At 67.7% G+C, this 14555-nt stretch carries 12 protein-coding genes; all 12 read right to left on the bottom strand.

Annotation, left to right across the window (positions count from 1 at the left end):
• Window positions 1-253 precede the first annotated feature (253 nt).
• The 12 genes from ACFMRZ_RS21830 to ACFMRZ_RS21885 all read right to left on the bottom strand — a co-directional run bounded on the left by ACFMRZ_RS21830 (window position 254) and on the right by ACFMRZ_RS21885 (window position 14385).
• A complete protein-coding gene (locus ACFMRZ_RS21830; protein WP_400182938.1) occupies window positions 254-1150 on the bottom strand; it encodes an alpha/beta hydrolase in 897 nt (298 codons plus the stop codon).
• Window positions 1151-1508: 358 nt separating this feature from the next.
• Entirely contained in the window at window positions 1509-2588 is a 1080-nt protein-coding gene (locus tag ACFMRZ_RS21835; protein WP_400180544.1) for an alpha/beta hydrolase, read from the bottom strand.
• Window positions 2589-2935: 347 nt separating this feature from the next.
• Window positions 2936-4024: an alpha/beta hydrolase gene (locus ACFMRZ_RS21840; protein ID WP_400180545.1), complete on the bottom strand. Its 1089-nt coding sequence runs from the start codon at window positions 4022-4024 to the stop codon at window positions 2936-2938.
• A gap of 188 nt (window positions 4025-4212) precedes the next feature.
• Window positions 4213-6129, bottom strand: coding sequence for a flagellar motor control protein ZomB (gene zomB / locus ACFMRZ_RS21845; RefSeq protein WP_400182939.1), 1917 nt, complete (start codon window positions 6127-6129; stop codon window positions 4213-4215).
• Between the two features lie 52 nt (window positions 6130-6181).
• The gene (locus tag ACFMRZ_RS21850; protein WP_280272335.1) at window positions 6182-7114 is read right to left on the bottom strand and encodes a decaprenyl-phosphate phosphoribosyltransferase; all 933 of its coding nucleotides are present in this window, start codon (window positions 7112-7114) and stop codon (window positions 6182-6184) included.
• A 1-nt stretch (window position 7115) separates the two neighbouring features.
• The gene (locus ACFMRZ_RS21855; RefSeq protein ID WP_400180546.1) at window positions 7116-7709 is read right to left on the bottom strand and encodes a phosphatase PAP2 family protein; all 594 of its coding nucleotides are present in this window, start codon (window positions 7707-7709) and stop codon (window positions 7116-7118) included.
• Window positions 7706-9622 (bottom strand): glycosyltransferase, encoded by a 1917-nt coding sequence (locus ACFMRZ_RS21860; RefSeq protein WP_400180547.1) that lies wholly within the window; start codon window positions 9620-9622, stop codon window positions 7706-7708. The genes ACFMRZ_RS21855 and ACFMRZ_RS21860 overlap by 4 nt, the downstream gene beginning before the upstream one ends.
• Before the next feature lie 17 nt (window positions 9623-9639).
• Window positions 9640-10842, bottom strand: coding sequence for a UDP-galactopyranose mutase (glf, locus tag ACFMRZ_RS21865; protein WP_280272332.1), 1203 nt, complete (start codon window positions 10840-10842; stop codon window positions 9640-9642).
• 45 nt (window positions 10843-10887) lie between these two features.
• Window positions 10888-11295, bottom strand: coding sequence for a hypothetical protein (locus ACFMRZ_RS21870; protein ID WP_400180548.1), 408 nt, complete (start codon window positions 11293-11295; stop codon window positions 10888-10890).
• Window positions 11296-11393: 98 nt separating this feature from the next.
• Window positions 11394-11960 (bottom strand): hypothetical protein, encoded by a 567-nt coding sequence (locus ACFMRZ_RS21875; protein ID WP_400180549.1) that lies wholly within the window; start codon window positions 11958-11960, stop codon window positions 11394-11396.
• 78 nt (window positions 11961-12038) lie between these two features.
• Window positions 12039-12824 carry a MerR family transcriptional regulator gene (locus tag ACFMRZ_RS21880; RefSeq protein ID WP_400180550.1) on the bottom strand — a complete coding sequence of 262 codons (786 nt, stop codon included), beginning with the start codon at window positions 12822-12824 and terminating at the stop codon, window positions 12039-12041.
• Window positions 12825-12882: 58 nt separating this feature from the next.
• The gene (locus ACFMRZ_RS21885; protein ID WP_400180551.1) at window positions 12883-14385 is read right to left on the bottom strand and encodes a SpoIID/LytB domain-containing protein; all 1503 of its coding nucleotides are present in this window, start codon (window positions 14383-14385) and stop codon (window positions 12883-12885) included.
• Between the last annotated feature and the right edge of the window lie 170 nt (window positions 14386-14555).

Consider the following 14555-nt stretch of genomic DNA (forward strand, 5'->3'; position numbering starts at 1 on the left):
GTAGTCTGCGGTTGTTGCGCTCATTCCGGATCCCGACCTCCGACCTGAGCGACGGCGCGTCCACGAACTGGTCACACTTGCGCTCGCTGGACGATATTCGACCGCCCAACCGTTAGCAAGATGGAACGAACCGCGTGACCGAAATCCGCCCGTGCACGTTTCGTAATGGTGCGGAGACCCTATCGCGTCCGGCCGGTGATTGTCGCCCCAACCGAAAATCCCACGGCGGTCCCGGCTTTCGCCGGGAAGTTCATCATCCGAGATTGGCGCTGAGGTCCGGCAGCATCTTGTAGACCTCGTCGGTCCAGTAGTGCCAGAAGTGGACTCCGACGGGGGTGTAGTCGAAAACCGCATTGGCCGCGCCGAGGCTGTCCTGGAACGCCCGGGTGTTGGCCAGGGCGACCGTCTCCAGCACTTCCGCATTGGTCAGGTGGTACGCGTCGATCGGACTGCGCACGGCATCGTGCGGGCCGGGCAGGCCGTTGCCCGAGGAAATCCACAGCCGGGTGCCGTTCTGCCGCAACAGCGGCGCGAAAAAGGTGGGGTCGTTGCGCTGCCAGCGCGCGTCCCACGGCGGGCCCCACATGGCGTCGATGTTGAAGCCCCCGGCATCCAGCATCGCCGCGCGCAGCGCCTCCCGCATACCCGGCCCGGAAGGATTCAGGTAGCCCGAATAGGAAGCGGCGTAACGGAATTGATCGGGGTGATAGGCCGCAAGCGCGAGCGCGGCGCTGCCGCCCATGGAAAGCCCGAACACCCCGTTGCCGACGGGCTTGAAACCCAGCCGTTCGTGCAGCGCGTTGCGCAGATCCCGGGTCAGGAACGTTTCCCAGGCATAGCGCACGGTCTGGCCGTTGGTATTGCTCGGCGTCGCCCAGTCGCTGTAGAAGCTGGACTGCCCGCCGATCGGCATCACCACATTGATGTTCCACTGCGGCAGCACCCGGGAAATGTCGGTGTCGATCTCCCAGCCGGACAGATCGTTACGGGCCCGCAGGCCGTCGAGCGCGTACACCACCCGATCGGTATTGCCGTCCGCCGCACGGAAAACGCGGTTCTTGATCGGGCCCATGCCGGAATCGACCCAAAAATCGAAACCGTCGGGGTTGTACGCGGCCGCCGCCGGGCCGGGCGCGACGGCGACCGTCATCGCCGCCGGAATCGCCACGGCCAGCGCCACTCCCGCGAGCCCCCGGACCAGGCGCCGAATACTCGCGCCCGGTCCGCGCCATCGGGCCGAATCCCGCACACCGGCAACCGTTCCGCACAATCGCACTGACCGCATCGAACCGACCTTTCGCCCGTGCGGCCCCGTCTGGACCGCACCCGAGATGCATGACGAGCGACAATCGCCGCCGAATGCTTCTCGTGGTGAGTGCAGGTTTCGGCGTTGTTTTCCCCGAACTTCTTCTATCGGCAGACATTCGGAACCACGGCCCGGGAAACGCGCCCCGAGACCGAATCGTGACGTAAACCATCAATTTGCCGCGGGAAACGCGGCGCGCCCGTCAGCCGATGTTGGCCGACAGATCCGGAATCATCCGATACGCCTCGTCCTGCCAGTTGAACCAGTCGTGCACACCGACATCCGGGAACGAATAGACCGCGTTCTGCGCGCCCAGCGTCATCATCCGGACCTGGAAGGCACGAGTGTTGGCCAGCGCCATCGCCTCCAGTGGCGCGCCGCGAATGATGTGGTCGGCGGCGGCGCCGGGCGGCAGCGCCCAATCCTGCTGCGACGGAACGCCACTGCCCGCGGCGATCCACAGCCGGGTGCCGTTGGCGATCAGCTGCGGCGCGAACACGAACGGATCCATCCGCAACCACTGCGGGCCCCACGGCGGCGCCATGGCATCGACGTTGTAGCCGCCGGCGTCGATCATGGCGGCGCGGATCGCCTCGCGCATACCGGGAGCGGAGATGTTCAGGTAGCCGGAGAAGGATCCGGCGAAGCTGAACTGGTCGGGGTGGTAGGCCGCCAGGGTCAGCGCCGCGCTGCCGCCCATGGACAGGCCGAACGCACCGTTGCGATCGGCGCGGAAGCCGAGCCGGTCGCGCAGGGCGCTGCGCAGCTGGGAGGTCAGGAAGGTCTCCCAGTCGTAGCGGTAGCTCTTGCCCGGGCCGTCCAGGAAGGTCTCGGTGGCGCCCGAGCCGCTGGAGGAGCCGAAGCCGGTCGGGCCGATGCCGAAGAACGAGCTGGGCGCGTTCCAGTCGGCGTAGAAGCTGGACTGCCCGCCCACCGGCATCACGACGTTGATGTTCCAGTCGGTCAGCACCTGGGCGACGTTGGTCTCGATCTCCCAGCCGTTGAGGGTCTGCGGCGCCCGCATGCCGTCGAGGGCGTAGACGACGCGGTCGGTATTGCCGTCCTTGGCGCGGAAGATCCGCGACTTGATCGGGCCCATCACCGGTGAGTCGACCCAGAAGTCGAATCCCGACGGATCGAACGCCGCCGTCGCGGTCGCGCCGCTCCCCACCACGGACACGCCCAGTGGCAGCGTCATCGCCAGTGCCATGCCCAACACCGATCGCTTCAGCCACGAACCACGCACTCCGTCGGGCTTCGGCTTCCTCCGCGCAAATCGCATCGAGTTCGACCTTTCGCTCGAGAACGGAGCGCGCTCGCATCCTCGCTACGCGCCCGGCCCTCATCTTCGGACAACACAGACAAACCGTCGACGTACCTAGGACGTCGCTGTACTGCTGGTACCGCGTTACGAATCGAGTATCGGCGATCCGGTGTTGCAATAAAGTGATTCAACTCGGAAATGAATCAAACAGTGACCCGCGACACACGGTAATCCATCGATGCGATCGGCCGAACCCACGCCGGTTGCGGCAGCAAATTTTCAGCACGGGGGTGAGAACAAGGGCGCGGACACGAAAAACCCCACGGCGACCGAAGTTGCCGTGGGGGTTTCGAAGCGGGCCGGGATCAGCCGATATTGGCCGAGAGGTCGGGCAGCATGCGGTAGACCTCGCTCTCCCAGTAGCGCCAGTTGTGCACACCCACGGCCGGGAAGTCGTAGGTGACGTTGCCGGCGCCCAGGGTCATCATGCGCACCTGGAACGCCCGGGTGTTGGCCAGCGCCAGCGCCTCCAGGCCCATCGCGTTGACCGTGTTGAAGTTGGGGCCGTCCACCGGACCGGGCAGGCCGCTACCGGCCGAGATCCACAGGCGGGTGTTGTTGGCCTTCAACCGCGGCGCGAACACGAACGGATCCATCCGCAACCACTGCGGGCCCCACGGCGGCGCCATCGAGTCGATGTTGTAGCCACCGGCGTCGATCATCGCGACGCGCAACGCCTCCCTCATCCCAGGCGCGGACACGTTGAGGTAACCGGAGTAGGACCCGGCGAAGCTGAACTGCTCCGGGTGGTAGGCGGCCAGGGTCAGGGCCGCGCTGCCGCCCATCGACAGGCCGAACGCCCCGTTGCGGCTCGAGCTGAAGCCCAGCCGGTCCCGCAGCGCGTTGCGCAGGTCGCGGGTCAGGAAGGTCTCCCACTCGTAGCGGTAGCTCTTGCCGGGGCCGTCGGCCAGCACCTGCGTCGCACCCGAACCCGAGGCCGAGCCCGACGACGAACCGGAGATCGGCGGCAGCCCCAGGAAGGAGCTGGCCGCGTTCCAGTCGGCGTAGAAGCTGGACTGACCACCGACCGGCATCACGACATTGATGTTGGCCTTGGTGAGTTCGGCGGCGATATTGGTCTCGATCTCCCAGCCGCTGATGTCCTGCCGGGCGCGCATGCCGTCGAGGGCATAGACCACGCGGCTCGTATTGCCGTCGGCGGCACGGAAGACTCGGTTCTTGATCGGGCCCATGGTCGGAGAATCGACCCAGAAGTCGATACCGGACGGGTCGAACGCCGCGGACGCGGTGCCGGCGCCTGCCACCGACACCCCGAACGGCAGCAGCGTTGCCAGGGCGACGCCCAGCGCGGACCGCTTCGCCCAGCCGGTTCGCCGTGAACCCTGCCGCTGCGACCGTCTCCGACGTCTTTCCTGCGCCCAACGCACAGTCACGCCTCGCATATTCTGTTCGGCCTTTCCCTTGTGCGGCCGGGCTCGGCCGCTTCTTGCGGATCCCCCGCCGCAACGCATGCCACCACGCGCCCGCGACGGACGTACTCAGGGAGCCTATCGCTTCGGTACCGCCCCGGCGTTACCAAATCGAGACAGAGTGGCCAAAACAACTGTGTTATCGGTACCGGTTAGTTAGGTACCACGGGCGGAATCGGGTCCACCAGGCCGCAGCGTTGGATCTCGTACTTCGGCACCCGCTCGATACGGTACTTCGAGAAGTGCAGGGCCTGGATGATGTTGTGCTTGAAGCGGTCGACGGACAGGGGCGCGCGGTAGGACGCCAGCAGATCCTGGGTGGCGGGGCAGCTCAGCGCGGTCCGGGCCTGGATCACCCACTTGTCGTCCATGAACCACGGCATCCACGGATGCCGGTCGACCATGCCGGTGTCGACGACCACCCAGTCCGGGTAGAGGTTCTTGTCGTGGCCGATGCGGCCGTCCACGAGCCGGTCGGTGTGCGCGGCCAGGGGGTAGGCCAGGCCCTCCTGATCGATCACCCGCACATCCAGCGGAACGTTCATACTCGTCATTCCCAGGTTCAGGAAGTAGACGGTGTGCCCGTAGCCGCCCTCGGGGATCGGCAGCGGCGGCGGCGCGACGTACCACATCATGAACGACGGCGAATTGATCAGCAGCCCGCCGTCCGGAGTGCTCTCGATCGCCTCCACCATCGCGCGCATCCGCGGGTAGTCCAGGTAATCCTCGGCCAGCACCGGATGGTCGTGGCCGCTGTTGAGCACGTAGTAGATCCGCTCGTCCACGATGCCGGTGGCGCTGAGCTGGCTGCCGGAGGTGTTGGCGACGGTATCGGCGGCGAAGATCGCCCAGCCCATCGTCACCGCCCAGGCCGCCAGCGGCAGCGCGAACGACCAGCGCGCCAGACCGCGCACGCCCCGCTCCGCGACGGCCTCGCCGGGCAGCTTCACCGGCAGCATCGAGACGGGCAGCAGCAGGATGAACAGCTGCGGCAGCAACATGCGGCCGTGCATGAAGTCGCCGCCGACCCGGATGTTGAACACCACCAGCAGCAGCCCGCCGACGAGCATCAGCGCGACCACCGCGCCGGGCGTGCGCAGCCGCTGCTGCACGGCACGCAGCCGGGTGGTGTCGCCCGAGTCGCGCCCGGTCGCCGGGGACGAACCGCGCCGGGACCTCAGGTAGAAGACGGCGATCGCCGCGAGCACCAGCAGCGGCACCCAGAGGAAGTACGGGCCGACCAGGTCCCACAGGTAGACGAAGCCCTGTCCCCACTTGGCGCCGCCGGCCTCCTTGGCGACCGCGGTGTTCGGATAGGGCAGGCCGTAGTAGCCCATTCGCCAGATCTGGTAGCCGAGCGGCACCGCGCCGCCGACCACGACCAGCAGCGCCCGAATCCAGATCGGCCGCAACCGGGTTCGCGGCATCGGCGCGCAGAAGACCAGCAGCAGAGCCAGACCGCCCAACACCGTGATCTCGGGACGCACCAGCCACGACAGACCTGCCCAGAAGACGAGGCCGAAAACGCTTGCGAGACCGGGCCTCTCGGCCTGGCTCCAGCGCATCAGCAGGTACCACAGCACGCCCAGCCAGAAGATGACCAGGCAGTTCTCCAGCCCGGAGCTGGCGTAATCGCGGGCCGGCGGCACGGCCACATAGACCAGCGCGCCCGCCGGCAGCAGCAGCTGCCCCGAGGCGCCGCCCCACAGGCGGGCCGAGCCGAGCATGGCGAACACGACCGCCAGCAGCGAGAGCCCCAGCGCGACACCGAGTACCACGTACTCCAGTCGAGCCTGGGTGACCCAGCTGAAGAACCAGACGACGTAGGTCCACGCGGCGCTGGTGTTGGTCTCCACCCGCTCGCCCGCGTTGAAGACCGGCCCGTTGCCGGCCAGCAGGTTGCGCACGGTACGCAACACGATGAGTCCGTCGTCGGCGATCCAGCGCCGTTGCCAGGCGCCGGCCGCGAACAGGACCACGGTGAGGACTACCCCACCGACGAAGACGGCTCGGGACAGTCGCGCGAAGCGGGAGGCGCTCGCCTCCCGCTCTCCCTCGCCGACCGCCAGCGTGCTGGTCGGCGGACCCTCTTCGCGCTCTTCTCCCTCTCCCAGCCTCTCGTCAGGCGAGATAGACAGCGACACCTACCGCTCCGATCCAGGCGATGGCCAGGAGCTGCAATATGCGGTCCCCCAGCGCGATCTCTTCGGGTTCACCGGCCTCGCCGCCATCGACGTCGACCGCGTAACGCAGGATTGCGATCGTAAACGGAATCATCGAGATCGCATACCACTGGGTGTCCTTGTACTGCTGTTGCTGAAATGCCCACAGGCCGTAGAACACGACGACCGCGGTCGCCGACAACGTCCAGATGAAGCGTAGGTAGGTGGGCGTGTAGTACTGCAGCGACTTGCGGATCTTCGCGCCCGTGTCGAGCGCGATCTTCAACTCCGCGTACCGCTTTCCGGCCGCCATGAACAGCGAGCCGAACGCCATGATCAGCAGGAACCACTGCGACAGTTCGATACTCGCCGCGGCGCCACCGGCGACCGCGCGCAGCAGGAAGCCCGACGACACGATGGAGATGTCGAGCACCGCCTGGTGCTTGAGACCGAAGCAGTAGGCCAGCTGGATGCCGATGTAGACCGCCATCACCACGGCCAGATGCCAGGACGCCGCGAACGATATCGCGACCGAACCGACCAGCAGCACGACCGCCAGCATGTAGGCGAGATTGACCGGAACCACACCGGCCGCGATCGGCCGGTAGCGCTTGGTCGGGTGCGCCCGGTCGGCCTCCACGTCCTTCGCGTCGTTGATCAGGTAGATCCCCGAGGCCGCCAGACAGAACACCACGAAGGCGATCCCGACGTGTCCCAGTACCGAGACACTCGAGACCGCGTCCTTGCCCGCCGCCAGCGGAGCCGCCAGCACCAGGACGTTCTTCACCCACTGGCGCGGCCGCATCGCCTTGACGAGGCCGCCGGCCAGGGTCTTCGGCGGACCTTTGATGACGGCCTCGTCCAGGTCGACGCTGGTCGGCTCTTCACTCATATCAACGAGGGTTCTTTCCTGTGCGGTCACGGGTTCTCTTTTCGGCGGCGAGCACGGCGGCTGCGGACGCGGCACCCAGCGCGGACCCGGCGAGCACATCCGAGGGGTAGTGCACCCCGAGCACGATCCGGGACAGCAGCATCGGCGGCACGAGCACCGCAGGCAAGGGTAGCCCGGTCAGTCTGCCGAGCAATACCGCCGCCGCGGTCGTGGAGGTCGCGTGCGACGACGGGAAGCTGAGTTTGCTCGGCGTCGACACGTTGACCTGCACCGACGGATCGTGCGGGCGCGGGCGGCGGACGATTCGCTTGATGATCACCGACGCGGCGTGCGCCCCGAAGGCGCCGACCGCGACCCCGGCCCACTGCCGCCGGCGCGGCTTGTCCAGCAAGGCGCCGGCGGCGCCGATGCCCACCCAGCCCAGCGAGTGCTCGCCGAAGTGCGACAGCCCGCGGGCCGCCCTGACCACGGCCGGGTTCCGGCCGATGGTGCCCTGCACCGCGTTGATGATCTTGACCTCGGCGGGCGAGGCGACGGGCTCGGGCACGACGTGCAGGTGCGGCGCGTCGGCCGACTCGGGTACCGCCGCTGTCATTTCTCGCTCCCTGTGTCGCCGCCGATGCCGAACGCGTTCTCCCAGGCCGCCGTGCTGGTCAACCGCGGATGTGCGGCACGATACTGCTCGCGCAGAGCCGGGAAGCGACCGGCCAGCTCCCGGCGCAGCGCGATCGCCTCCTTGAACAGTCCCCACGCCTGCCGCGGGTCGCGCTTGCGGTAGACCACGCCGCGGCCGTCGGCGGTGGTGACCGTGACGCCGTCGACCTGCGAGAGCAGGAACCAGCGGGCGTCCAGCGTCGGGACGTTGAGCTGCGGGCGGTCGTGGTGTTCCGACTTGGCCGGACGCAGGTTGTGCAGCACGCCCTTGCCCAGGCGGACGATCTTGGCGATCGGGTTGCCCGGCTCGCCCACCGCGCCCACATCGGCGCCGCTGGGCAGCGGCAGCGCGGTGGAGGAGGGCAGGGTGACCGCGTCCGGGAAGTCCTTGCGCAGCCGCGCCACGTCGCCCAGCGCACTGGGCAACAGCTGGAACAGCCGGTCCGGTCCCGCCAGGAAGTCGCGGATCGCCTGGTTCTGGATGGCGACCGTCGAATACTCCAGGCACAGCAGGTGTTTCAGCGTCGCCTTGACCGTGTTGACGATCATCGGGCGACCGTCGTTGCCCAGGTGCAGGGCCGCCACCACGAGCCGGTTGCGCAGGTGGAAGTACGCCTGCCAGTCGATGGCGTCGTCCTTGTCGCTCCAGGCCATGTGCCACACCGCGGCGCCGGGCAGGGTGACCGTCGGATACCCGGCGGCGCGGGCGCGCAGGCCGTATTCGACGTCGTCCCACTTCAGGAACAGCGGCAGCGGCTGGCCGATCTCCTCGGCGACCACGCGCGGGATCACGCAGGTCCACCAGCCGTTGAAATCGACGTCGATGCGCCGGTGCAGCAGCTTGGAGTTGTCGCGGTCGCGCAGCGGGTACTTGGAGAAGTCGTGGTCGTACTCGACATTCGGCGCCGCGGTCCACATCCAGATGCCGCGGTCCACGACCTCGCCCATGGTGTGCAGGTGCGAACGCTCCTGCAGGTTCAGCATCTGGCCGCCGACCAGGGTGGGCGTACGGGCGAAGCGGGCGAAGGCCAGCGCGCGCAGGATGCAGTCCGGCTCGATCTCGATGTCGTCGTCCATGTAGACGATGTACTGGGCGTCGGTGGTCTTCAGCGCCTCGTACATGACCCGGCTGTAGCCGCCGGAGCCGCCGAGGTTGGGCTGGTCGTGAATGGCCAGCCGGTCGCCCAGCACCGCCGCGGCCTCGGCGAAGCCCGGCTCGTCGACGGCCTTGCGGTTGCCCTGGTCGGGGATGATGACGGCCTTGATCTTCGCCAGCACCAGCGGGTCGGAGCCCAGGGCCGCAAGGGTTTTCACGCAGTCGGTGGGCCGGTTGAAGGTGGGCATGCCGACCGCGATGCTGCCCTCGCCCGGCGCCTCCACCGGCGCGTACCAGCCGCCGCTGCGCAGGTCGACGTGCGAGTCGGTGGTGATGTCGAACCAGATCCAGCCGCCGTCCTCGAACGGGCCCAGGTCCACCTCGAACTCGATGGTGGCGACGTCGTCCGCACCCTTGGTGGCGAACTCGTTGCCCTGCACGTGGATTCGGGAACCGTCCGCCTTGGACCGGTACACGTCCACCCGGCCGTGCCCGGACAGCTCCAGGCGCAGCACGACGGACTGCAGCACCGTCCAGCGCCGCCAGTAGCTGGCCGGCACGGCGTTGAAGTAGGTGCAGAACGACACCTCGGATTCGGCGCCGATCGACAGCGACGTGCGCGTAGTCGCGTGCGCGCGCCGGGCGTTGGTCTCCGACTCCTCGAGATAGAGGGTGCGCACGTCCAGTGGTTCGCCCGGCCGCGGCAGGATGATGCGCTGCAGCAGGGATTTCGCGCGGGTCTCGGTGGTTGTCGTCATCTCTTCCAGGGTGGTCGTCATTCCGCGACCTCGTCCACCAGAGGCGCGCCGGACTCCAGATGCGGCCGCAGCACGTTGTCGAACATGCTGAGCGCGCTGCCGATCGCCATGTGCATGTCCAGGTACTGATAGGTGCCCAGGCGGCCGCCGAAAACCACCTTCGCGGAGGCGGTTTCGGCCTTGGCGCGGTCGCGGTAGGCCAGCACCTTCTGCCGGTCCTCCGGGGTGTTGATCGGGTAGTACGGCTCGTCGCCGGTCTGCGCGAAGCGCGAGAACTCGCGCTGGATCACCGTCTTGTCGTCCGGGTACCAGTCGCGCTCGGGGTGGAAGTGCCGCGGCTCGATGATGCGGGTGTAGGGCGCGTCCTCGTCGTTGTAGTTCATGACCGAAGTGCCTTGGAAGTCACCGGTTTCCAGCACCTCGGTCTCGAAATCGATGGTGCGCCAGCCCAGTTCGCCCTCGGCGTAGTCGAAGTAGCGGTCCAGCGGGCCGGTGTAGACGACCGGCGCGTCCGGGCTCTGCGCGCGCAGTTCCTCGCGCACCTCGAACCAGTCGGTGTCCAGCCGCACCTCGATGAGGTCGGATTCGGCCATCCGGGCCAGCCAGGCGGTGTAGCCGTCCTTGGGCAGACCCTCGTAGGTGTCGTTGAAATAGCGGTTGTCGAAGGTGTAGCGCACCGGCAGACGGGTGATGGTGCTGGCCGGCAGGTTCTTCGGGTCGGTCTGCCACTGCTTGGCGTTGTAGCCGCGGATGAAGGCCTCGTAGAGGGGGCGGCCGATCAGCGAGATCGCCTTCTCCTCCAGATTGCTCGCGTCCTTGGTGTCGATCTCCGCGGCCTCTTTCGCGATCAGCGCGCGGGCCTCGTCGGGGGTGAAGTAGCGGCCGTAGAACTGCGAGATCAGGCCCAGCCCCATCGGGAACTGGTAGGCCTGACCCTTGTGCATCGCGAACACGCGGTGCTGGTAGCCGGTGAATTCGGTGAATTGGTTGACGTAATCCCAGACCCGCTTGTTCGACGTGTGGAACAGGTGGGCCCCGTATTTGTGTACCTCGATGCCGGTTTCCGGATCGGCTTCCGAGTAGGCGTTGCCGCCGAGATGGTAACGACGTTCGACCACCAGCACCCGCTTGCCGAGCAGGTTGGCGGCACGTTCGGCAATGGTCAGCCCGAAGAAGCCGGAGCCGACGACGATGAGATCGAAGGGGGATGCGACGGTCACGGGTGCCCAGCGTAGCCGTCCGCCCCGGCGGCGTCTGCCCGCCCGTCAGTAATACGGATAGGGCGACGCCGGCGGATACCCGGCCGCCCGCCGCGCCGCGATCCACCGTCCGGTCGAACCCGCCGCCGCGAGACACAGGGTGAGCAACTCGATCGCGAAGACGATCGACACGAAGATGCTGGCGGGCGCCACATCGGCCTTCTCCATGCCGCTGACGAACACCGCGCCGAGTGCGACGCCCGTGATGCTGATGATGGACAGCGTCGCGGCCGCGATGACCAGCATCCGCCCCGCCGCGCGCCGGCAGAACAGCATGATCGACCCGACCAGGTTGAACCCGCTGATCGTGCCCGCCACCGAGACGAACGTTCCCACCGCCGCCAACGAGTCGATATCGCGAAACGACAAAGCGAACGCCACCGCCACATAACCGAGTAACAACCCTTGCAGCAAGGCCAGAATCCCGCCGGTAATGGCCGTCCCCCACCGGCTTTCGGCTGCATGTACCCATAACCGGGCGGACCGTACGGATATGCCATGACAGGTCCTCGTCAGTAGTACGGGTAGGGCGGTCGGCGGCCCTCCGCACACCAGCGCTTGGTGGAGCCCGCCAGGGTGAGGGCCAGTATGAGGACGGCGACGAGTACGCCGATCACACCCGGAACGGCGCTGACCGGGACCGGAGACAGGATTCCGGCGATCGTGCCGGCGAAGCCGCCCAGCAGGCCGAGGGTGGCGAGAATGATCAGGATGACCCGTCCGGCATTCTTGCGGTTCATCAGCAGAATGCCGCCGAGCAGCAACAGCAGGACGATGCCGCCCTCGACCGCGGCCGAGAGGTAGAACAGGTCGCGGACCTCCTCGCTCGCCGCGTCGTTGTGGTACTGGTCGTAGCCCACGCTGGCCGAGGCGATTACTCCGAATACGCCGAACAGGGCGAGCAGAATCGCGAGAATGCCCGCCGTGATCGCGGCACCGCCGCTCGCCGGTGGTTGGTACATCGGCTGTGGATAGCCGTAACCCGGATAACCCGCGGGCGATGGATGACCGTAGGCCGGATATTCCGGCGGCGGATAGCCGTGAGCCGGGTACTCCTGGTGGCCGTATGGCTGGTGCAACGTATTTCCCCCCTTCTGCACTCGGACTGTACCGGGTGCCGGTCGGCGTTTCGAAACGCCGACCGGCCCCGAATCCGCTTACGACAGGTGGGTTTCGGCGTAGGCGCGCATGGCGTCGCGGACGAACTCGGCCGTGCCGGGGCCGTGCTTGTCGTAGTTGACGCCGAAACGTGGGTCGGCGACGTACATTTCACCGAGGTTGGTGAAGTAGTCCCGGTTCGGGCACTTGCCCTGCCAGCCGATCGTCACCCAGTCGTAGTGGCGCTGCGTGATGGCCAGCACCTCGGCGCTGCCGGGCGCGAGACCCGCGCGATGCGCCTTGCCGTAATCGGCGGCGATATCGATCTGCGTCCGCAGGAACTCCTGCTTCTCCGCCTCGCCGAGCGACCGCCACCAGCGGTCGCCCTGCTCGTAGGCGTCCTTCCCCCAGCGTTCGATCACCTCGTCCTTGTACTGCGTGTGGTCGAAACCGTCGAATACCTCGTCCGCCATGAGTGGCTCACCTGCTTCCGTCTTGCGCAATGTGGTGTGCACCGACGCGATCAGCCGGGCGATCCGGTCCTGCTCCTGGCGCAGCAGATCCAGATGCGCCCGCAGCGCGGCCGCCGCATCCTGTTCCCCCGCAAGCACTTCGGCGATGACCGGCAGGCCGAGGCCGAGTTCCCGCAGCAACAGGATGCGTTGCAACCGCACGAGGGAGTCCTGGTCGTAGTAGCGGTATCCGTTGGTCCCGATCCGGCTGGGCGGCAACAGCCCCAGTTCGCCGTAGTGGCGCAATGTCCGGCTGGTGGTACCGGCGGCCTTCGCCAGTTCCTGAATGGACCACTCACCCCGGCCCTTCCCTCCGGACCCCGCCCTGACCACCGCTTTTCCTCTCGTCCGCGTCGACACTTCCAGCTTGCAAGTTGACGCTACGTCAAGGTCAAGCCCGTTCGGGATCCGACGGTGGGGTCTCACCCTCCGCGCCTTCGGCGGACGGCTGCGAATACTCGGAACCGGCACTGAAATCGTCAGGTTCCGTGGAGAATTGGGGGTTCTCGGGAACGGCCCCGGTGTGCTGCGGTAGTTGCACCGCTTCGTCCGGCAGGACCGTCGGGCGCGGCGTAGGGGTCGAGGCGGTGTTGGGTGGGGCTGTGCCGCTGGGGATCGCGCCGCTGCCGGGGGCGGCGTCGGACCGGGGGCCGGGGGTAGTCGCCATCTCCGGCGCGACTTGGAGCAGGGTGTCGAAGTCGACGACGCGAGCTCCCAGGACCGGGGTGGCGATGATGACGCCGTTGTCGAACATGCGATATGTCCCGATTCGGCCGGGCAGCAACGACTCCGGGCCGCGTGCCGCGCCGAGCGGTCCGGCCGAACCGCCGGTCTCGGCGTACTTGACGTCGATGACGCTGTTGCCGCGCACGGCCTGCTGGCCGTAGTCGTCGCGAGGCGGCGGGGCGGGGGCGGGAGCCAGTTCGTCGGGACTCGGGCCGACCTCGAGGGTGTCGATGTCGATGGGCTGCCCGCCGCCCGGGGCCGCCGAGTACTCGGTGCGCAGAATTCGCCCGTCGCGCAACAACACTCGGCCGGAGGTCGCGCGGACCGCTTCGGCCGCCCGCGGATCCTCCTTCTCGGTGCCGGGATAGACCTGGCAATCGGTGATGTCGCAGGTCTGGGCGTAGGGATAGCGCTGCTCGGCCAGAGCGTAGGAGCGGGCCGCGATCGCCTGCGCGCGCAAGGCTTCCGCGCCGCCCTGGTCGGCCCAGTCGGCCTGCATCTCGGCCGGGACCACGCCCATCAGGTAGTCGTCGACGTCGACCTGGTTGACCGTGCGGGCGTCGCCGTTCTCGAGGGTGACGCCGAGGGCGCCGCGATACGTGCCGCCGCCGCACACCTTCAGGTGCTCGGCCGCCGGGCGGTCGTTGCCGGGCACGACCGGGTAGGCCCACGGGTCGGCGGTGGCCCCCTGCCAGATCACGTCGCCGTCGCAACCGGCCGTGATCACGACATTCGCGCCGCCGTCGGGCATCGGGGTGAGATGCGCGGCCTGACCGGCGACGACCCGCCGATCGGCGACCGTCAGCCCGGCGTCGGAGAAGACGTCGAGGGTCTCGTTGTCGTCGGCCGTCAACCGGACACCCACGGCGGTCGGCGCGATCGTTCCGAGGACGGCGCCCGGGTAGTAGTGCGCCAGGATGTCCTCGGCCGCTGCACCGGCCAGCGCTTGGTCGAACGCGCCGACCTGACTCATGCCGCGGCCGTGCCCGACGCCGGCCAGCGGCCGGTACGGCGCGGGTCCGCCGGGCCACGTCCCGGTCAGCACGACCGCACCGCCTGTCAGGGTCAGCGCGACCAGTCCCGCTCCCACGGCGTGTCGCCGTCGGCGGCGGCGCGACAACTCGCCCTGTCGCTGTACCGCGACCCACCGTCGTCTCGCGCTTGCCATGTGCACTCCCACGGGTTTCGCGGGCGGCCCCTGCCGGTCGGTTCCGTTCGGCATGTCCTGCCCACTGTGCGGCTATTTGGAAGCTACATTCGAGCTATCGACCTCTAATCCTCAACTGAAGGTTTAGATTTGTGAAGATTGTGACTAGTGTGACCATTGTTCCGTCAGGA

The organism is Nocardia sp. N2S4-5, from assembly GCF_044628355.1.
Lineage (GTDB): Bacteria > Actinomycetota > Actinomycetes > Mycobacteriales > Mycobacteriaceae > Nocardia > Nocardia wallacei_B.